The organism is Burkholderia sp. R-40, from assembly GCF_049942845.1.
GTDB lineage: Bacteria > Pseudomonadota > Gammaproteobacteria > Burkholderiales > Burkholderiaceae > Burkholderia > Burkholderia ambifaria.
The window spans coordinates 779,778-800,787 of the sequence record NZ_CP187969.1 but is presented as its reverse complement, the minus strand read 5'-3'; the positions used below and the strand labels follow the sequence as shown (position 1 = coordinate 800,787).

General features: G+C 63.9%; 15 protein-coding genes. 6 read left to right on the top strand and 9 right to left on the bottom strand.

All coding sequences use genetic code 11. The features are described from left to right. Positions 1-199 precede the first annotated feature (199 nt). Positions 200-1,006, top strand: coding sequence for a response regulator transcription factor (locus tag ACP26O_RS32370; RefSeq protein WP_233465715.1), 807 nt, complete (start codon positions 200-202; stop codon positions 1,004-1,006). A 202-nt stretch (positions 1,007-1,208) separates the two neighbouring features. Here the strand turns inward: ACP26O_RS32370 and ACP26O_RS32365 are convergent, their stop codons facing one another. Together ACP26O_RS32365 and ACP26O_RS32360 are read right to left on the bottom strand one after the other, a co-directional pair. Further along, positions 1,209-1,397 (bottom strand): hypothetical protein, encoded by a 189-nt coding sequence (locus tag ACP26O_RS32365; protein WP_175665799.1) that lies wholly within the window; start codon positions 1,395-1,397, stop codon positions 1,209-1,211. Positions 1,398-1,959: 562 nt separating this feature from the next. Continuing rightward, the gene (locus ACP26O_RS32360) at positions 1,960-2,253 is read right to left on the bottom strand and encodes a hypothetical protein (RefSeq protein WP_175665800.1); all 294 of its coding nucleotides are present in this window, start codon (positions 2,251-2,253) and stop codon (positions 1,960-1,962) included. A gap of 65 nt (positions 2,254-2,318) precedes the next feature. Between ACP26O_RS32360 and ACP26O_RS32355 the strand changes: the two genes are divergently transcribed. The 3 genes from ACP26O_RS32355 (at position 2,319) to ACP26O_RS32345 (ending at position 8,261) form a co-directional block, all read left to right on the top strand. After that, positions 2,319-6,440 carry a YadA-like family protein gene (locus ACP26O_RS32355; protein WP_175665801.1) on the top strand — a complete coding sequence of 1,374 codons (4,122 nt, stop codon included), beginning with the start codon at positions 2,319-2,321 and terminating at the stop codon, positions 6,438-6,440. Between the two features lie 110 nt (positions 6,441-6,550). Further along, positions 6,551-7,345 carry an OmpA family protein gene (locus ACP26O_RS32350; protein WP_175665802.1) on the top strand — a complete coding sequence of 265 codons (795 nt, stop codon included), beginning with the start codon at positions 6,551-6,553 and terminating at the stop codon, positions 7,343-7,345. Between the two features lie 142 nt (positions 7,346-7,487). Then, positions 7,488-8,261 carry an NYN domain-containing protein gene (locus ACP26O_RS32345; protein WP_165754357.1) on the top strand — a complete coding sequence of 258 codons (774 nt, stop codon included), beginning with the start codon at positions 7,488-7,490 and terminating at the stop codon, positions 8,259-8,261. Positions 8,262-8,314: 53 nt separating this feature from the next. Here ACP26O_RS32345 and ACP26O_RS32340 read toward each other — a convergent pair whose 3' ends face one another. Together ACP26O_RS32340 and ACP26O_RS32335 are read right to left on the bottom strand one after the other, a co-directional pair. Further along, positions 8,315-9,253 (bottom strand): sensor histidine kinase, encoded by a 939-nt coding sequence (locus ACP26O_RS32340; RefSeq protein ID WP_426356418.1) that lies wholly within the window; start codon positions 9,251-9,253, stop codon positions 8,315-8,317. Then, positions 9,168-10,415 carry a CHASE2 domain-containing protein gene (locus ACP26O_RS32335; protein WP_426356417.1) on the bottom strand — a complete coding sequence of 416 codons (1,248 nt, stop codon included), beginning with the start codon at positions 10,413-10,415 and terminating at the stop codon, positions 9,168-9,170. Before ACP26O_RS32335 ends, ACP26O_RS32340 begins: the two co-directional genes overlap by 86 nt. 627 nt (positions 10,416-11,042) lie before the next feature. Between ACP26O_RS32335 and ACP26O_RS32330 the strand changes: the two genes are divergently transcribed. Next, positions 11,043-11,894 (top strand): EAL domain-containing protein, encoded by an 852-nt coding sequence (locus ACP26O_RS32330; RefSeq protein WP_244099041.1) that lies wholly within the window; start codon positions 11,043-11,045, stop codon positions 11,892-11,894. Positions 11,895-12,147: 253 nt separating this feature from the next. On the opposite strand, the gene ACP26O_RS32325 is transcribed toward ACP26O_RS32330, so the two are convergent. From ACP26O_RS32325 to ACP26O_RS32305, 5 genes are all read right to left on the bottom strand, one after another. Next, entirely contained in the window at positions 12,148-13,140 is a 993-nt protein-coding gene (locus ACP26O_RS32325; RefSeq protein ID WP_175665804.1) for a beta-ketoacyl-ACP synthase III, read from the bottom strand. 69 nt (positions 13,141-13,209) lie between these two features. Further along, positions 13,210-13,539, bottom strand: a complete 330-nt coding sequence (locus tag ACP26O_RS32320; protein WP_175665805.1) for an acyl carrier protein — start codon at positions 13,537-13,539, stop codon at positions 13,210-13,212. A gap of 86 nt (positions 13,540-13,625) precedes the next feature. After that, positions 13,626-17,510 (bottom strand): type I polyketide synthase, encoded by a 3,885-nt coding sequence (locus ACP26O_RS32315; RefSeq protein WP_244099042.1) that lies wholly within the window; start codon positions 17,508-17,510, stop codon positions 13,626-13,628. A 32-nt stretch (positions 17,511-17,542) separates the two neighbouring features. After that, complete coding sequence (gene ccrA / locus ACP26O_RS32310; protein WP_175665807.1) at positions 17,543-18,820, bottom strand: crotonyl-CoA carboxylase/reductase; 1,278 nt, start codon at positions 18,818-18,820, stop codon at positions 17,543-17,545. A 74-nt stretch (positions 18,821-18,894) separates the two neighbouring features. Beyond that, the gene (locus ACP26O_RS32305; protein ID WP_175665808.1) at positions 18,895-19,653 is read right to left on the bottom strand and encodes an SDR family NAD(P)-dependent oxidoreductase; all 759 of its coding nucleotides are present in this window, start codon (positions 19,651-19,653) and stop codon (positions 18,895-18,897) included. A gap of 124 nt (positions 19,654-19,777) precedes the next feature. Between ACP26O_RS32305 and ACP26O_RS32300 the strand changes: the two genes are divergently transcribed. After that, entirely contained in the window at positions 19,778-20,962 is a 1,185-nt protein-coding gene (locus ACP26O_RS32300; protein WP_244099043.1) for a carboxymuconolactone decarboxylase family protein, read from the top strand. The last annotated feature ends 48 nt before the right edge of the window (positions 20,963-21,010 follow it).

The window sequence follows — 21,010 nt, the reverse complement described above, 5'->3', positions numbered from 1 at the left end:
GCGCTGGCCCGAAACCGTTGTTACGCATAGCGAAGCGTCGCGCGGGCAAGTAAGAATTCCCTGAAAAATGCGCGTGTTCCGGCGCTTTTTACCACGAGCGACATTCTTACGACGAATTCACAAAATGTCACAATCGCGTTCATTGGCCATGATTTATATTCCCTAACCGGTTGTTCCGCACGCATCAAAAGGCAAACGTTTGCGTGCTCGTAAAGCCATGTTTTGCCATGTAAATCGAGAAGGCCAACCACGATATTCGGGGGCACGAATGCGCATTTTGGTTGTGGAGGACGATCCCGTTCAGGCGGAGGAAGTGCAGAACGCACTCGCTCCGTTCTGTCACACGATCAAGGTCGTCGTCGATGGAGAGCAGGCGCTGCGTTACCTGCGATCCGAGTCGGTCGACGCGGTCGTCCTCGACTGGCACTTGCCGTGTCTGACCGGCATCGAAGTGCTGAACTGGATCCGCACGCGCGCCGACGTCGAATACGGCGTGCTGTTCCTGACCAGCCGCGTGCAGGAGCTCGATGTGGTCAGAGCGCTCGAAGCCGGCGCCGACGACTACCTGAGCAAACCGTTCCGCGCGGAAGAACTGGCCGCGCGAGTCAATGCGTTGCTGCGCCGCGTCGCGCGGAACGTGAAGCGCGACGAGCCGATTCGGGCCGGTGAGTACTTGCTGGACCCTGTGCATCGGGCCGTGAAGCTGCGCGGCAACACGATCGAATTGACGACGAAGGAATTCCAGCTCGTTGCGTGCCTGTTCAACAACATCGGCAAGATCATGTCTCGCGAGCAGCTCGCAACGACGGCTTGGGGACGAGAACTGGGAACGGAATCGCGTTCGCTCGATACCCACATCTACCGAATCCGGCAAAAGCTGAAGCTCGGCATCGAGAATGGCTTGCGCCTGTCCGCGATTTATACGTTGGGCTATCGACTGGATCAGACCAAGGCGACACCCGAGCTGCATTGCAGCCCGGAGGTGATGATGGAAAGTCGCGTGTGAGTTTCAGTTGGATGCCGGTGGCGGCGTCGCAGGCAATACGCGTCGCCTGCGCGCCGACGATTCTCGTCGAGCGAACGGTTCGCCGTCTGCATCTCGCCGGTAAGCGGATCGGTTAATCCGAGCCGTGTCGCGTATACGATCCTGCGGCGACAAATCCGGGCAACCCGCTGCCGGATACGAATGACGTCACGCTCCACACAGTTCACGCTGCCTGCCGCCGCCGGCGTCGGGCAGCGACCACCTCCCCCGCCTCCCCGTCGATCGATACGTCCGGCATTCTTCCATCCTGCTTCTGCTCGCATTCCTCCCACGGTTGCTTCGGATTCCTTTGTTGTCGAACGATCAGCAATTGATCCGGGCCCGTCGACCGCTCGACCGCGTTCTTTTCCACGCGTTATTTCCGCGCAAGATTGTATTCATCGATCGTGTACGAGCCGATGAAAATCACCGTGTCGTCACAGTTTTAAATCTTACGCCACGGGTGACAAATGTTCACTTTTTAATTCCCCGATACTCTCCTAACATCTAGCCACCACAAGGCTCATTAAATTAAGCATCTTTATATTTTCGATACAGCACGAAACCATCGATGCGATAACAAAGAAACACCACCGAAAGAACGTTTCACGAACACGTCACATGGCCCGCGCCACCGAGAGTCGACTCGATCATCTCGGGACGTAGCCATGCTTATCGAATCGCGGCATTGAGTGTTTTTTCCAGTTCGGATCAGTCAACAAAGATTCATATAGCGCATCGGGCATTTATTAAAGTAACGGCGATATATCGCCAATCGTGACGTATCTATATCGAGATTAAGAGATGCCAAATCTCCCGAGACGATTCATGGTCGTCGACACTGCATTCGGCCGCACCGCATATTGCCGACCCGCGGCGACGACGTGCCGCATTCGCGCAATCGTAACCGGGCGCCACGCCGCCCGACTCGCGCCTTATTCCCGGCTGCGCCAGATACCGCTCCATGTCACCCCATCCGGCCACGCCACGACCGGCGTAATGCCCGCTTCCGCGGAACTCGCGTCATGCGAGCGATCCGGGAATGCGAGCTCCATCGACATGCGATGCGTGTCGCCGATTCGATGTGACATGACATTCCCCTCAGCATCGATCACGGTCGAGACGAACGGCCAAGCCCACCACAAGAAAAGCGCCGCACAAATCACCGACGTACATGGCGCCATCCAAGTCTCGATCAGATCGATGATGACTTGATTTTCATTTGTCAATTCAACTTCGCACTACTACGAAATTTACTCTGAGAGAGAGTTTTCATTTCATACGGAGCATCAAGATGAACAGAGTGCACAAGGTCATATGGAGCAAGGCGCGTGGGGCGTTCGTCGCCGCATCGGAGCTTGGCAAGGCGCGCGGCAAGGGGAGCGCCGGCACGTCGGGTGCCGTATGCGACGATCGACGTACGGGACAACATGCCGCGATCGGGCAGCAACAGAAAATCCGGATTCTTCTCGGCTTTGCGATTCCCGTTTGCCTGAGTGCCGCCGGTCAGATCGCACACGCCCAGTATGCCGCAGGTAACGGCAGCGCCACGGCGACCGGGGATATCGCGATCTCGGGCGCCGGTGGAGCGGCCGCCACCGCAAGCGGCGGGCTGGGCGTCGCCATCGGGGGCGGTGCGGTGACGTCGGGACTGAACGCGATGGCGCTGGGCACGAATGCCCATTCGTCCGCCGCCGGGGCAATCTCGATGGGCGCAAACGCGCTGGCTACGGCCGGGAATGCGCTGGCGATCGGCGTGAACACGACTGCGTCCGGGCAGACCAGCGCCGCAATCGGTCCCGCCGCTTTCGCGTCGGGCCTTATGTCGACGGCGGTCGGCCCCAACGCACAGTCCACCGGCGCCAATGCTGTCGCCGTGGGTCGCTTGGCCTCTGCCACCGATACCGCCGCAACAGCGGTCGGCACCAGCGCCGCCGCGTCCGGCACCGGCACGAGCGCTTTCGGGCAAGCCGCGACGGCATCCAACAGCAGTTCGACCGCCATCGGCGGCAATACCACGGCGAGCGGCCTTGGTTCGAGTGCGATAGGACAGCAGGCACTGGCGACCGCCACCAACGCTTCCGCGGTCGGTATTTGGTCAGCCGCGACCGGCGAAAACGCCAGCGCACTGGGCGATTTCTCGACCGCGTCCGGCGTCGGCAGCACGGCGTTGGGCGGGGGCGCCCATGCGAGCGCCGACAGAACTTTAGCCGGCGGCTTGAACGCAACCGCCAGCGGCATTTCATCGGTTGCGCTCGGCAACGCGTCGGTAGTCTCGAGCGATTCCGCGACAGGGCTCGGCGCCGGCAGCACCGCATCGGGTGACCATTCGACCGCACTGGCGACGATGTCGACAGCCGCCGGCGGCTACTCGATCGCGATGGGCTTCGACTCGATTACGACCACCACCGCCGCCGCCGGCGTGGCGATCGGATCGGGTGCGTCGGCCAGCGGCGCGTCCGGCATCGCGATCGGCGTCAACAGCGGCGTGTCGGGCGTCAACGCGATCGCGCTCGGCCCGGGCGGCACGGCCGGCGTCCCCGGTTCCGGCACCCAGGCGACGGGCGACCAGGCGGTCTCCATCGGCTTCAACGCGCTCGCCAGCAACACAGGTGCGCAGGCTTTCGGCAGCCAGGCGACGGCGAGCGCAACGAGTGCGATCGCCATCGGTAACCTCTCCAACGCGTCCGGCGCATCGGCCGTTGCAGTCGGCCCCACTTCGCAGGCGCTCGCCGCATCGACCGTCGCATTCGGCGACACCAGCACGGTTGCCGCGGGCGCGGGCACCGGTTCGATTGCGGGCGGTCACAACTCGCAAGTGGCCGGCGGCACGGGCGCCGTGGCGCTCGGCGAAGGCCAGACCGCGAACGGCAACGGCGCAGTGGCGATCGGCGATCCGAACACCGCGATCGGCAACGGCGCGGTAGCAATGGGCGCCAACAACACCGCGAACGGCGACGGCGCCATCGCGCTGGGCAACACGAACGTCGCGACCGGACAAGGGTCCGTGGCGCTCGGCAACGCGTCGCAAGCCAATGTCGCCGGCGCGGTTGCGATCGGCGACACCGCCGTCGTGCAGGCCGCCGCGACCAACGGCGTCGCGCTCGGCTCGGGCGCGATTGCCAGCGTCGCCAACAGCGTGGCGCTCGGTGCGGGCTCGACGACGACCGCGGCGACACCGACCTCCAGCGCGGTGATCGGCGGCGTGACCTACAACTTCGCGGGCGCAGCCCCCGTAGGCGTGGTGAGCGTCGGCGCGCCGGGCGCCGAGCGGCAGATCCAGAACGTCGCCGCCGGCCAGTTGAGCGGCGCCAGCACCGACGCCGTGAACGGCTCGCAGTTGTTCGCGACCAACCAGCAAGTGACCGCCAACACGACGGCGATCTCGAACATCAACAACGGCGCGGGCATCAAGTACTTCCACGCGAACTCGACGGCCCCCGACTCGTCGGCCACCGGCGCCGATGCGGTGGCGATCGGCGGCAACGCACAGGCTACGGTCGCGAATTCGGTGGCACTCGGTGCAAACGCAACGACGACCGCGGCGACACCGACATCCAGCGCGGTGATCGGCGGCGTGACCTACAACTTCGCGGGTGCAACACCCGTAGGCGTGGTCAGCGTCGGCGCACCGGGCGCCGAGCGGCAGATCCAGAACGTCGCCGCCGGCCAACTGAGCGGCGCCAGCACCGACGCCGTGAACGGCTCGCAGTTGTTCGCGACCAACCAGCAAGTGACCGCCAACACGACGGCGATCTCGAACATCAGCAACGGCGCGGGGATCAAATACTTCCATGCAAACTCGACGCTGGCCGACAGCCAGGCAACGGGCACGGACAGCATTGCCGTCGGCCCTCAGGCAGTCGCCAGCGCGGCTGACAGCTTCGCAGCCGGCAGCGGCGCGCAATCGACCGCCGCAAGCGGCATGGCGCTCGGCGCGCAAACGACCGCTTCGATCGTCGGCAGTGTAGCGATCGGCTCGGGCGCCGTGTCGGACCGCGCGATCGCGGCGGGCAGCGGTACCATCCCGGCCGGCAGCCACACGGTGCCGTTCAACACGTCCGACGCGACGCTGCTCGGCGCGGTGTCGTTCGGCAGTGCATCGGGGAACACCTACCGGCAGCTCATCAATGTCGCCGACGGCACGAACGCGCACGACGCAGTGACGGTCCGGCAGTTGACCGGCGCGCTGCAATCGTTCGCCGTGACGCCGACGATGTACTTCCATGCCAATTCAACCGCGGCCGATTCGCTCGCCGTGGGCGCGGAGTCGATCGCGGTGGGGCCGACGACGGTCGTAAACGGCGACAACGGCGTGGGGATCGGCAATGGCGCAATCGTCCAGCAGACGGCACCTGGCGGCGTAGCGATCGGTCAGGCGGCTAATTCGGGGCAGGCCGATGCGATCGCACTCGGCAGCGGCGCGAATGCGACCGGGCCTCAGTCGATCGCGCAAGGCGCCAACGCCGTCGCGACTTCGTCTGGCGGCATCGCGATCGGCTCCGGCGCGAACAGCAGCGCCGCCGATGCGCTCGCGCTCGGTTCCGGCGCCAGTGCGAACGTCGCGAACAGCATCGCGATCGGCGCCGGCTCGGTCACGACGGTCGGCGCGCAGTCGAACTACATTGCGTACGGCCTGAGCAGCCCGCAGTCGTCGGCCGGCGAGGTCAACATCGGTAACCGCAAGATCACCGGCGTCGCCGCCGGATCGGCCGGCACCGATGCGGTCAACGTCAGCCAGCTCGATGCCGTCAACCAGAACCTGACGACGCTGATCCAGAACATCAGCAATACCAACGGCGGCGGCGGGTTCCCGTCGACGCCTGGCTCGTCGACGCCCCCCGCGTCGACCGGCTCGAATTCGTCGGCCGGCGGCAACGGCGCGGTCGCGTCCGGTTCGAACAGTACCGCGGTTGGCAACGGCTCGACCGCGTCGGGCACCGGCTCGACCACGATCGGCGCAGGATCGACATCGTCGGGCAACAACTCGGTGGCGATCGGTGCGGGCAGCAACGACGGCGGACGAAACAATGTCGTGTCGATCGGTACGGCCAGCGCGCCGCGGCAGCTCACGAACGTCGCGGCGGGCACCGCGCCTACCGATGGCGTCAACGTCCAGCAGTTGAATGCCGCGGTCGGCAACGCGAACGCGTACACCGACGCGAAGATTCAAGGGCTGCGGCGAGACGCGGATGCGGGAGCCGCGAGCGCAATGGCCGTCGCGGGGCTGCCCCAGCCTTCCGGGCCGGGCAAGAGCATGGTCGCCATCGCCGGCAGCGTCTATCGAAGCCAGTCCGGGCAGGCGATCGGCATCTCGACGATCTCGGAAAACAACCACTGGATCTACAAGGCCGCCATCACGACCAACACGCGCAACGACTACGGAGCCGTGATCGGTGCGGGCTATCAGTGGTGATCGCGAGAACCCGATATCCAACCGGGCTCGTCCGCGGCCGTGCAGCGCCTCCATCGCGCGTTGCACGGCTGTCGGATGCGCTGCTCCCAATACGATGAGAGAGATAGATCATGAAAATCCAATGGGCACTTGCGCTGTCTATCAGCCTGCTTTCCGTTGCAACCCTCGAAGGCTGCGCCGTCAGCGGTCCGCCCAAATTCCCGGATCCGCAGTCGGCCAGCCCGAAGGGCGGCACGTTCGTGAACGTGGACAATCTTCGTAACGTCGCGCCGGGGCTGAACAAGGATCAGATGTACGACCTGCTCGGACCGCCGCATTTCAACGAATGGTTCGTCGGCAGCCATGTGTGGAACTATCTGTTCGACTTCCGTCGCGGCAACGAGGTCGTCAGCTGCCAGTATCAGGTGCGCTACGACCAGCACATGAAGGTCACCGATACCTACTGGCGCGAACCCGCATGCGCGGACTTCGTACGCACGTCGTCGGCCGCGCCGGTGGCCGCGGCCGAGCCGCCGGTGTCGACGCTCGAGCAATTCACGCTTCAGAGCGACGCGCTGTTCGCATTCGGAAAATCGAGCCTCGATTCGATGCTGCCGGCCGGCAAGGCGCAGCTCGACGGTGCCATCGAGCGGATCAAGCGGCACAAGGAGATCACGCGCATCGTCGTCGTCGGGCACACGGATCGTATCGGCCCGAGCACGGTGAACGAGCCATTGTCGAGAGCGCGTGCGCAAACGGTGCGCGGTTACCTGATCTCGCACGGGTTGAACGGCAGCATCATCGACGCGGAAGGTGTGGGATCGAGTCAGCCGGTCACGCACTGCCCGGCGGGTCAAAGCCGCGCCGTGATCGCATGCCTGCAGCCGGATCGCCGGGTGTCGATCAGCGTAAGCGGCCGCAACTGAAACGCGGCGAGCCGGTCGCGCCACGCACGCTTCGTCCGCGTGGCGTGCATGGCGCGACCGGCCGCGCCGACGGTTGGAACGGATAGCGCACCTCCGGATGACGATGATGAGAAGGGTCGGGGTTTATGTGGATGGAAGCAGCATGGACGCGAACGGCGGCCATCTGATGCGGTACGAGGTATTGCGCTCGCTCGCCGGTCGTGCCGGCGCCACGATCCAGCGGCTGCATGCGTATCTGAGCTTCGACGAACGCCGCGCCGCGCGTTCGCCCGACTACGACGCACGGATAAAGGGCTACCAGGCGGCGCTGCGAGACAAGGGATTTCGCGTCACGATCAAGCCACTCAGGCACTACGCGGACGAAGACGGAACGGAAACCGTCAAGTCGAATTCGGATCTCGGAATGGCGATCGACGCGCTGTCGGAATCGGACCGGCTGGACACCGTCCTGATCGCGACGAGCGACGGAGACTTCGTCGAAGTCGTCCGCGCGCTGCAGAAAAAAGGTTGTCGGGTCGAAGTCCTGGGTTTCGATAACGTCCCCCTCGAGCTGCGGGAAGCGGCCGATCAGTTCATCAGCGGCTATCTCGTGCCCGGCCTGCTGCCGGTGCGAGATTCGGCCTCAGGCCTGCCCGCATGGGGCCAAGTGGGTTCGCGCGTGCGCGGCGTGTGCAACCGTTTCGAGCCGGACGACGGGTATGGCTTCATCGCGTTCTGGCCTTCACTGCCCGATACGCCGCTGCTCGCCGCCGCCGAGACCAGCCCCGCCTACTTTCGTAGCAGCAGTGTTCAGGATGCGTCGATACTCCAGCGCTTGCCGTCGAGAAATACCGTGCTCGAATTCGAACTGGCCACGCCGGCGAAGCAGAACGGTGCGCCCGAAGCGCGCCGGATTCAGGTCGTTTCCGGCGCGTAGCGCGGGCCCCGCGCGGCGGGCCGCATCACATCGTCATCCGGCCGGCACCGCGATCAGCTTCCCAGCGCCGCGTCGTGATCGTGCCGCGACAGGAACATCAGGAAGGTCGTCCCTTCCCCGAGCTTCGATCGCACCTGAAGCTTGCCGCCGAGTGAATCCACGACCGTCTTGACGAATGCCAGACCGAGGCCATGCCCGGACAATGGCGAGGTGCCATCCAGCTGCGTGAATTCCCGAAACAGCTTTTCCTGGTCTCGCTCCGATATGCCCGCCCCGTAATCGGTCACGGCGATCTTCACATGCCGTTCCGTGGCGGACAACTCCACGTCGACCGTCGAGGCTTCGCGGCCAAACTTGATCGCATTGCCGATCAGATTGACGAACGCCCGCCGCAGCAGTTGCACATCGGCGATCGTGCTCAGCCCCGGCTCTGCCATCAGGTTGACGATCGTGGATTTCGCACTCGCCTGCGGCAGCAGATCGTCGACCGCATCGCCCAGCACCAGCGCAGGATCCACCGCGGCGAGCTTCGGCGGCAGGCTTTCGGCCTTGGCGAGAAACAGAAAATCGTCGGACAGGTTGAGCGCCCGCGTCGCATACTGCGAAATCAGTTCTGCGAACCGTTGCGGCGTGTACCGCGACGGATCGCGCTTTATCTGCGAAGCGAGCGCGAGGATCGACGCCTGCGGAGACCGCATATCGTGCGACAGGAAACGCAGGACCATGTCGCGCTGCCGCTCGGCGAGCCGTACGGACGATACGTCCGCCACATGGAAGACCAGCGCACGCTCGCCGAACGCGGACGGCCGGATCGGCGCGCACTTGATCAGCAGCGAGAGGCCGCCGCGTGCATTGGCGATCTCGACGCCCTGATCGAGCTGCGATTTCGTCTGCGCCGACAGATCGTCACCGTGCGGCGAGTGATTGAGCCATGTCAGCGCCTGTGCGGCGAATTCGTTGGCACGATGTGACGCCGTGATCTGAAACAGCACATCGGAGACCGAGCGCCCGGCCGGCGAATGGCGCGCCCCCGGATTCCCGTCGAGCTCCCCGCACAATGTCGCCACCCCGCTCGTTCGCCAGCAGAACGACGCCCGATGCCGACGCGATCAGGGTCGCTTCCGGCAGGCTGTCGACCCATGCGTCGATCAGCGCGCGATACCTGCGAACCTGCGCGTCCAGCGCGCCCGCCCTGCTCAGTTCTCGCCAGACCGGGTCCATGCAATGCGGAACGACGGCGGGCTCCGCGTGCAGCGAAGGCTCGGTCGTCAGTCGATCCGCGAGCCGGACGATGAAGCGCAACAGTGCTTCGAGACGTCGCCATGACCACAGCACACAGGCGAGCACGCAGATGAGCATGCCGGTGGTGGGCGGCAGAATGCGGTCGCCAAACCGAAACAGCGCGAAAGCGCCTGCCGCGATCGCGATCGTCAGGCCGATCGACGCGACCATGCCCGCGCGCGGATACAGCCGATAGAGAATCGCGCAAATCGCGCACACAATCAGTTCGTTGAACACCAGTTCGGCAGCGAAACCGATCTCGCGCGGCGGTTCGGCCGTCGCGGGCGCAGCGATTTCATCGCCAGCGGCAAAAACATTCGCGACCGTCGGCATGCCGCCCGAAGACGACACCGACGACCCGCCGGCACCTTCGATCGACGACCGAATCAGGACGGACCGACCGCTCAGGTTGCTCGACGGCACGCGTCCGTCCAGGACGTTGATATACGAATAGAGCGCATAGGGGCGAGGACATTGAAACCCTGCAGCCTCCACACAGCCCTTTGCGCGAGTATCGAAGCCGGCCTCGGGCAGCGAAGGCGCCATGCGTCCGTTGTCGCGGTCGATGGTCTCGCCAACAGCGTTGTTGGCCGCACGGCCGCGCGTTGCTTCACGCAAGCTCGTCAGGTCGATACCGATCGCGGCGACGCCGCTGCCGACGAGCCGGTCCATCATCCGCTCGCGCGTTTCGCGACTGAACGGCCAGCCGCCCAGCTGCTCGATCGTACGATCGTCGACGACGATGACGATCAGCGATTTACCTGCACCGCCACGGGCAGATTGCGAAGCAAGATCGAAAAAGGCACGGTCGACGCGATGCAGCAGGTGGGTCGCCGTCAACACCAGACACACGAGCATCAGTGTGAATGTCATGCATACCCACTCTCCTGCCAGATCGAAGCGGGGAACCTCTGCCGACTCCTCGCGCTTGTCGCGCGAGCGGCACAATCTCGATAAAAAAATTCGTCCAACCATGTCAATTCGATGATGTTTCACGATATCGCACTAAACGACACTCGAAATGACGCCATCAAATTCCGAGATCTTCCCCGAAAAAATCACCAATACTTTATGCAACATCTATTCTAATAAATTTCAATTCCATACACCCATACATCAACGACACTTGGGCCACTACGCCTCGACTACCGGCACCAAAAAGCCGATAAAACGCGCATATAAAATAACAAATAATTACAGCAATTATACACGATATAAATTCACAATTGTATTCTTGAATCGCATTTAAAATTCATATTGATAACACCCGCCAGATTCAATCATTCAACCGCCAGGCACACCGTCGCAAACACCTGAAATCCATCACCCATTGCCATCTCAAAAAATGAAGACCACACGTTCGACCCAACGTCGAAACGTTTTCATTTCCGGCAATTCGGGCGCCCGCGCGACGCCCCTCAAATACTCAGCATCGCAAAACAAATTTACATTTGTTTGTTTTTCGAAGTTGAAAATTCAACATCGCATCCATAGAATCGAGTGATCGAAAAAGCAGCAGCCCCACCCCCGATCCGGCATTCCGGAATATTCATGAAACCTACCTTATTGATGAACCATCCACTCGACGACGCCGAACGGGGGCTTCACGAGGATGAGTTCTTTTTCCTGCTCCAACCCAAGTTCGCGTTGCAGGAATTCCGCCTGTGCGGCTTCGAATACCTGATCCGCTGGCGACATCCGCAGCGCGGCGTCCTCGAGCCGGCGTCGTTCATCAGCGTGGTCGAGGATTCGTTCCTGGCCGGTCGATTCACGGACCTGCTCACCCACCGCGCGACGCGCATGCTCGCGCAATGGATGGCGCCCGGATATGACACGCTGTCGCTCTCCATCAACTTGTCCTCGCTGGAATTGGGGCATGCGGACTTTCCTGGCCAACTGTCCGCGCTGCTCGAATCGCTCGATCTCGATCCGAACCGATTCCAGATCGAATTGACCGATGTCGTGCCGCCTGCCGAGCTCGATTGGCTGGTGGAAGCCATTCACGCGGTGCAGGCTGTCGGCGTGCGGGTTGCGCTCGACGACTTCGGCGCCGGCTTCAACTCGCTGACGCTGCTGCAACAATTGCCGGTGGACATCGTCAAGTTCGATCGGTCGTTGATCCGCGATGTGGTGCAGAACGGCGAATCGATGCGCGTCGTCGAAACGCTGGTGCAGCTTGCAAAAGGTCATGGCAAGCAGATCGTGATGACGGGCATCGAGACCGCGGAACAGTTCGAATGGGCGCGCGCGTTGCCCGGCGTCGAAGGTCAGGGCTTCTACCTCGGCGAGCCGCTTTGCGAGGCGGATATCGACGCTTTCATCGCCAACAGTCAGCGCAGAACGCATCCATAGGCTGGCACCGGAGCCGAGGCATCCGCTTCGCCTGTTCAGCCGCGCGTTGCGGGATGGCGCGCAGGTTCTGGCGGCCCGGTGGGCCGGGCGCGATGCCGGCCACCCGACATCGCGTCGTCCTGAAGTGAATCTGCCATGTGCACTCCGTTCGGGCCTTTGTCTGATGAACCGCTGTAGACGGAATGCGGCCAGCATAGAACAGCGCCTCCGGTACGCAAAGTGAACATTTGTCACTTTCGCGTACGTTCCGCACCTACCAGCGAATCAACGCCGCCCCCCAAGTAAAGCCCGCCCCCATCGCCGGCATCAGCACGAGATCGTTCTCCTTGATGCGTCCATCGGACACCGCTTCGCTGAGCGCGAGCGGAATCGACGCCGCCGACGTGTTGCCGTGTTTGCCGACGGTGAGCACGACCTTCTCCATCGGCAGGTTCAACTTCATGCCGAGCGTCTGCACGATGCGCTGGTTCGCCTGATGCGGCACGACCCAGTCGAGATCGTCCTGCGTGAGGCCGTGTGCCGCGAGCGCTTCCTGCGAAGCCTCGGCGAGATTGACCACGGCATGCAGGAATACCTCGCGCCCTTCCAGATGCATCTTGCCGGCGCTTTGTGTCGACGAGACGCCGCCGTCCGTATGAATCTTGTCGTGATGCCGGCCGTCGGAATGCAAATGCGTGGAGAGGACGCCGCGCGGCTTGTCGCCGTCGACTCGCTCACCGCGCAGCACCACCGCGCCGGCGCCGTCGCCAAACAGCACGCAGGTATTGCGATCCTGCCAGTCCACGATGCGCGACATCGTTTCCGCGCCGATCACGATCGCGGTGCGGGCCTGACCCAGCCGGATCATGTTGTCCGCGACCGACAGCGCGAATACGAAGCCCGAGCAGACGGCCTGCACGTCGAACGCCACGCCGCCCTGCATGCCGATCGCCTCCTGGACGCGCACGGCCGTCGCGGGCATCGTGCGATCGGGGGTACAGGTCGCGAGCACGATCAGATCGACATCGGCACCGCTGATGCCGGCCTGCTTCAGCGCAGCGGTAGCCGCGCCGATCGCGAGATCGGACGTGTGCTCGCCGTCAGCCGCGATACGGCGCTCCTTGATGCCGGTGCGCTGCGTGATCCATTCGTCCGTGGTATCGACCATGCGGGCGATGTCATGATTCGTCACACGCCGCTCGGGCAGTGCCGAGCCGCAGCCGACGACGCGCGAGGTCCAGCTCCCCGCGCCGGTGATTTCCGCCATCTTCCGTACTCCGGTGAAGATCGATGAGGCGCGCCGGCGCGCGACAGGCGCTGAACCGGCGCACGCGAGTTACCAGTTTCCGGCGCTTGCCCCTTCGCCCGCTTCCGTATCCGCGGCTGTGCCCATGGGCGTGAGCGACACGAGATGCTCGGCCAACGCGATGAACGTCGGGTAATCGTAGAGCACCGTATCGTCGATCTTGATCTTGAGCCGCTCCTCCAAAAAGAACGCGAGTTCCACGGAATGCATGGAATCGAAGCCGGCGTCGGCGAAGGTCTGTTCGAGATCGGTCGGCACCTGCAGATTGTTCGCTTCGGCCCATTCCTGGATCCAGCCGAGAATGGTCTGGGCGGTCACCGCGGAACCGTTCAACGTTGCGGCTTGAAGTTGGTCGCTCATGGCATTGATTTCCTGAAGTCGGATTGACGAAGAAAGGCACGGCACGATGCGCCGTGCGTCGTACGGTTGAATCGAAACACGCGAGCCTATGCGGGCGTCTCCTGCGCAAGCGGCTCGAACCCGACACGCGTGGCGTCCGGACTGCCATCGAGGAAAGCCGCGACGCGGCGCGCGGAGGGTTCACGCACGATCGAGTTGTGATCGTCGTCGAACACGCTCACCGCGACGCTGCCGCCCGTGAGCCGCCGCAGATACTGCGTCACCTGCGTACCGGACATGCCGCCCGCGTTGCGATTGGCGAGCGCGTAGTCGATTCGCGTGCGCACCTGGTGAGGCCGGTGACGCGCGAGCGCCACCGCGCTCACGGCATGCAGCCGCGAGATGTGGGCGAACGTGGCGGGATGCGCGCGGCGCCGCACGTCGGCGAGGTAGAAGTCGCGATCGAGCATCGTGTCGAAGCGCGGGTCGGCGAGCCACGCTTCGACGACCTGCGTGGCGTCCTCATTGACGAAATCGCCGGCAAGCGCGCGTAGCCGCGTCGCGAATTCGCCTTCATGGAGCGGAGTATCGACGATCACCAGCGGCGGCGCGGCCCTGCCCTCCGCTTCCCACTGCGCCGCCATTTCGTGCGCGACGATGCCGCCGAACGACCAGCCGCCGAGCACATCGGGCAGCGTGCCATGTGCTGCAAGCCACGCCGCGCGATAACGCGACGCCAATTGCGCGATCGACAGATACGCAGGCGGGCGGTCCTGGTCCGCGTGCGGATGGCGAATCGCAACGATGGTTGGATCGCCCGGCCAGCCGTTGGCCAGATCCTGATAACAGAGCACGTTGCCGCCCACCGGATGCACGAGTGCGACGAGCGGCCCCGCGCCGTTGCGCAGCGTGACGAGCAGCCCGTGATCGCCCCGTGCATCGGCCGCTTGCTGCGTGTCGCTCGATACGGTTTCCTGAATCGGTGTCGTGCTCGACGATGCGCCGAACCACCGAGCCAGCGTCGCCAGCGATGCACCGCGTGCGAGCATGGAAATCGACGGCATCCTGCCGAAGTGCTGATGCAGGCGCACGCGCAATTCCGTCAACGCCAACGAATCGAGGCCCTGACTGACGAGTGAAAGATCGTCGGCCAGCGTCACGCTGTCCGGCGTGACGGCCGCCGCGATGGTGCGGAGTGTCGCGAGCACCTGCTCAACGTCAGTGTGCGCGGTGTCAGTGCCGACGTCCGCCATGTGCGAAGCCTGTTGCGGGGGCATCTCCCCCGACGCGATATCGCGCCGATGCTGCGTGCCGCCGTGCGCGGAAGCCGCAAGCACATGGGCCGGGAACGGCAATTCGAAGCGATCGCGATCGAACGGATAGCCCGGCGCTTCAGCGGGCCGCGGCGCGTTGCCGTAGAGTTTGCGCCACGCAATCTTCTGCCCGATGCTGTAGAGGCGTGCGCACGCATGCGCGAAGCCGGTCGACTCCGTTTCTTCATCGCCGTCCGGCCCGTCGGCAAGCGAAGAGACCGCACATTGCCAGTCGCCGCCCGCGGCCGCGCGCGCGAGCTTCGACAGCGCCGCGCCGGGCCCCACTTCGACGAAGATCGTCTTGCCGTCGGACGCCGCGAGCAACGCTTCATGAAAGCGCACCGGCTGCTCCACGAGATCCAGCCAATGCTCGACACTCGCGATCGCGTCTGTCGCGAACGCGCCCGTAAGTGTTGAGACGATCGGGATCGCGGGCGCCGCCAGCGTCAGCGGTTCGAGCGCCTGCCGGAACGCTTCGCGCATCGAACGCAGCATCGGCGAATGGCCGGGCGTGCCGTAGGTCTTGAGCAACGAGACGCGCTTACCGGCCGCGACCATCGCGTCCTGAACCCGCGTGATCGCCGCCTGCGTGCCGCTCACGACGGTTTGCTCCGGCCCGTTGATGCCTGCCACGAACAAATCCGTGCCGAACGCGAAGCGTGCGGCGAGTTCATCCACGCTCGCGGCGACCGCGAGCATCGCGCCCGCCGGCGTCGCCGTGTCGAAAAGGCGGCCGCGCGCGTCGACGGCCTTCAGGCCCTCGGCGAGCGACATCACGCCGCCGATCACGGCGGCCACATGCTCGCCCAATGAATGCCCGATCAGCAGATCGGGCTGCACGCCGAGATCCATCCACGTACGCGCCAGCGCATAGCACACGACGAAATGCGCGAGTTGCCCCGGATGATGGCGCACCGCTTCGGCGGTCCGGCCAACGATCGCATCGAGCACCTCGCGTGCCGTATCGGCGTCGAGCTGGCCCAGGCACGCATCCGCGTGCTTGCGGAACAGGCCGTTTTCCTCGTAGAGATTGCGCCCGACACCGGGCTGCCACGCCCCTTGACCGGGTACGAGAAACGCGAGACGCGGCTTGCGCGGGTGCTCACCGGCATGCCAGTGTCCCGTCGGGTCCTCGGCGAGAAAGGCATCGAGCGCGGCAACGAAATCCGCTTGCGTCGTCCCGACCAGCGCGACGCGATGATCGAAGTGATCGCGCCGCACGCTTGCCGTGTGGCACGCATCGCGCATCGGCGCGTTCGTGTCGGCGAGCCACGCGCGCCACGCGGACGCGGCACGCCGGCGCGCTTGCGGCGAACGTCCCGACAGTGTCAGCACGCGTTCGCGAGCGACCTGCGCGGCGGTATCCGGCACCGGGTCCGGCTCGGCAAGAATCATATGGACGTTGGTGCCGGTGATGCCGAAGCCACTCACACCGACGAACGCATTGCCGTCGCCGAGCGGCATGCCGTCACGCGGAATCTCGAGTTGCGCGCCTTCCCAGTGAAAGCGCGGATTCGGCGTGGCGAAATTCACCTGTGCGGGTACCTGGCGATGACGGAGAATCAGCATCGCCTTGATGAAACCCGCCATGCCCGCCGCACCTTCCAGATGTCCGAGTTGGGACTTCACGGAGCCGACGAGAATCGGCTTGTCGCGCGTGACGGCGCGCGCATACACGTTGCGCAGCGCGGAGAGCTCGATCGGGTCTCCCAGTGCCGTACCCGTACCATGCGCTTCCACGTAGGCGACCGCTTCCGGGCGCACGCCCGCACGCGCCATCGCGCGACGAATCACGGCTTCCTGCGCGGCGCCGTTGGGCGCGGTGAGGCCATTGCTCGCACCGTCGCTGTTGACGGCGGAACCGACCAGCACCGCGTCGATACGATCGCCGTGCGTGCGTGCGTCGCCCAGCCGCTTCATGACGAGCGCGCCGCCGCCTTCGCCGCGAATGTAGCCGTCGGCGTTCGCGTCGAACGGGCGACACTGCCCGGACACGGACATCGCCTGAAGTCGCGCGACGCCGATCGTTTCCTCCGGCCCGAGGATCAGGTTCACGCCGCCCGCGATCGCCACGTCGCACTCGCCGGCCTGAAGGCTCTGTGCGGCAAGATGGATCGCGACGAGCGACGACGAGCAGGTCGTGTCGACGAAGATCGCGGGCCCGCTCAAGCCCAGGATGTGCGCGACGCGCCCCGGCGCCATCGCGCGCAGGTTGCCGAGCTTCGAATACGTGGTTATTTTTCCGGGATCGCCAGACCACACGGTACGCCGGCCATAATCGGCTTCGCCGGTCGTCATGAAGACGCCGACGTTCTTGCCGCGCAATTGACCGGGCGCAAAGCCCGCGTTCTCGAGCGCTTCCCAGGTCAGTTCCAGCATCCAGCGCTGCTGCGGATCCATCTCGATCGCCTCGGCCGCCGACGTGCGGAACAGCCCGCGGTCGAAGCAGAACGGATCGTCGACGTAGCCGGCCACGCGCGAATAGGTGGTGCCGGGTTCAGCGGGATCCGGCGAGTAGAACGCGTCGATATCGAACCGCTCGCGCGGGGTTTCCCGAATCGCCGTACGCCCGGAATTCAGAAGCGCCCAATAGCTCGACGCACAGGACGCGCCACCCGGGAAGCGGCACGACATGCCGATGATGGCGATCCGTTCCGCGTGTGTATTTGACCTGTCCATACCGTTCTCGCTGCAAGAAGAATGCTTCATGGCTAGTGGCGACGGGCCGCGTCGAGATCGTCGCGGCTGCTGGCCTGCACCAGCACGGCCATGTTGCCCGGCAGGTGCTGATTCGCGCGAATCTTCGCGTGCGCGTCCGGCAGGCGGTTCCAGGGAAACACTTCCGACAGGCACGGATCGATCTTGCCGCTCATCACGAGCCGGTTTGCCTGCGCGGCTTCCTTGAGACTTGCGAAGTGGCTGCCCTGGATACGCTTTTGCCGCATCCAGACGTAGCGCGCATCGCAGGTCAGGTCGTAGCCACTCGTCGCGGCGCAGAAGACGACCATGCCGCCGCGCTTCACGACGTAGCAGGACGGCGCGAAGGTGTTGCGGCCCGGGTGTTCGAACACCATGTCGACGTCGCGCCGTTCGCCGAGCGCGTCCCAGATCGCCTTACCGAACTTCTTCACGGCGTCGACATAGGCCGCGTATTCGTCCGTTGCATCGACGGGCGGCGGCGCGCCCCAGCATGAAAAATTCGAACGGTTGATCACGCCCACCGCGCCAAGGCGCTTGACGAATTCAGCCTTCGAATCGTCGGAGACCACGGCGACCGGCCGCGCGCCGGCCAGCGCCGCGAGTTGAATCGCCATCGTTCCCAAGCCGCCCGCCGCACCCCATACGAGCACCGATTGCCCCGGCGAAAGCACATGCGGCTTGTGGCCGAACAGCATCCGGTACGCGGTGGCGAGCGTGAGCGTGTAGCACGCGCTTGCGGCCCACGTGAGGTGCTTCGGGCGCGGCATCAGCTGCGTGGCCTGCACGCGCGCGAATTGCGCGAACGAACCGTGAGTGGTTTCGTAGCCCCAGATGCGCTGTGACGGAGACAGCATCGGATCGCCGCCGTTGCATTCTTCATCGTCGCCATCGACCTGCGAGCAATGCGCGACCACCTCGTCGCCCACCTTCCATTTCTTTACGTTCGCGCCGACGGCCCATACGATGCCGGACGCGTCCGAGCCCGTGATGTGATAGGGATCGTCATGCAGGTCGAGCACGGAAAACGGCTGGCCGAGGGCGGCCCACACGCCGTTGTAGTTGACGCCGGCCGCCATGACGAGAATCAGCACGTCGTTCGGGCCGAGCGTCGGTACGTCGACGATTTCCTTCGTGAAGGCATGCTGCGGCTCTCCGTGGTTCTCCCGGCGAATCGTCCACGCATGCATCCTTCTCGGCACGACGCCCAACGGAATGGCACAACCGATCTCGAACAGCTCCGGTTGCCCGCTCTCCGTTTTCTCCACCACTTCCATCAGTTCGGAATCCATATTTTTACCCATACGAAATCTGATTGCTCGAACGTAGCGCTGGCGCTACGACATGCGTGAAGACGACGTGGGCGTCAAGCCGCGGTCATGCCGCCGTCCACGGAAAGCGCGGTGCCTGTCATGAACGAGGACGCATCGCTCGCGAGGAACACGACGGCCTGCGCGATCTCCTCTTCGGTACCCAGGCGGCCGATCGGATGAAAGCTCTTGATCTGGTCGGTCATATGGGTTTCGTCGAGGAATTTTTCCACCATCGCCGTTGCGACGAATGCCGGACAAATCGCATTGACGCGGATCTTCTGCTTTGCGTATTCGAGCGCGGCCGCTTTCGTCAATCCGAGAATGCCTGCCTTCGACGCGTGATACGCACAGCCTCCGAATGCCGATGCCACCAGGCCATAGGTCGATGACATATTGATGATCGATCCACCCCCGGTTTTCAGCAATTCCGGAATTTCATATTTCATCGCAAGGAACACCCCTTTCAGATTGATGTCCACGACAAAATCCCAAGTCGCCTCGTCGGTATCGGCCACCGCATTGCCGAACGCTTCAACGCCTGCGTTATTGAAAGCGATATCCAGCCTGCCGAATTGTTTTACGGCGTGCGCCACCGCATTCGCGCAATCCTCGGCCCTGGAAACATCGGTTTTCACGAACATCGCGTCGCCACCGGCGCTGCGAATTTCCTCGACGACGGCCAGGCCTTCGTCGATGCGGCGCGATGCAATCGCGACGCGCGCGCCTTCCCGTGCGAACAACAGCGCCGTGGTCCGGCCGATTCCCGAATTCCCGCCCGTGACGAGGGCCACCTTGTCTTGAAGCTTCAGCACTGCGCTCTCCCGGTTACGTTGATATGGCCGATCGCTGCCGCCATCGAACGATTCATTCGGCTCGGATGAAAACGTTCGCGTTCTCGTATTGGTCTGGATTCTAAACGTCAAAAAACGTCCATCCATGACAGTTCATAAAAGTTCAGAATTACTTCCGGGGCGGGCGAATATCATCGGCACCATCGATATTTTCGGCAATTGGCCAGGCTGGTGCACCATGCATGCAAAAACGATATCCCGGCATGAACTTGGCATGTCCGTCATTCATGCAATCGGCAGCCAGGGTTTCTCGGACCTCAGCGCAGCGCTCGATTCACTCGACCCCGACTTCAAACGATTGCTGATCGAGGGCGCTTATGCGGATATCATCGCCCGGCCTAATCTGTCGCTGAAGCATCGCGAACTCGTGACCGTCGCGGTCCTGACCACGATGGGCAATGCCGATTCCCCGCTCAAGTACCATGCAGCCGGCATGTTGAATACCGGCTGGGCACCGGAGGCCGTGCTCGCCACGGTCCTGCAGACGCTCGAGTACGCGGGGGTGCCGGTGGCCATGGCCGGCGTGCGACACGTCGTGACGGTGCTGCGCGCGCGTGGCATCGATATCGGTCAGGCCGCGAATCCGTTCGAACCCTACGCATCCGCAGTCGCGTGCACGCGTGAGTTGCGGCAACACCATCTCGAAGCACTGACACCCAAGGAGCGCGAACTCGCCACGCTTGCCATCGTCATCGCGCTCGAAAATCAGCATGCGGCCGTACGGCAGCACTTGAATGCTTGCCTGCATGTCGGCTGGACGCGTCATGAGCTGACCGAAGTACTGATTCAGCTCACCGGCTATATCGGCTGGCCGCTCGTACTTTCCGTATCGCGCATCGCGCTCGACGTATTCGCTGCCGCGGAGCAGGCCCACGTCGCCCCGACACAAGCCGCGCCGGAACGTGCTCGATATGCGCACGCAGCGCCGGTGTACGCTGCCGAGATTTCGCCCGAACTCGCGCGGCACCTCGATGAGCCGGGCGCGTCGACGTCGAGCGTCGATTCGGTCGAACACGCGAAGGCGCGGCACCTGACGGCCATCGCCTGCCTGACCTGCCTCGCCCGAAATGCGGATACCGAAGCGCTCGTCATGCATATACGCGACGCGCGCTTGCTGGGTGCGTCTCGGTACGAGATCGTGAACACAATCGCCGGCGCACTGCCCTACGCGGGCGTGCTCGCCACGCAATCCGCACTGGCGGAGGCAAACCGGTTGTTCGCATCGACAGATTTGCACGCTGCTTCAACACACGAGAACGCGGCGGCATGACAGATGACGGCGCGCGATGCCCGTCAACGCCACGCAGTACGAACGACA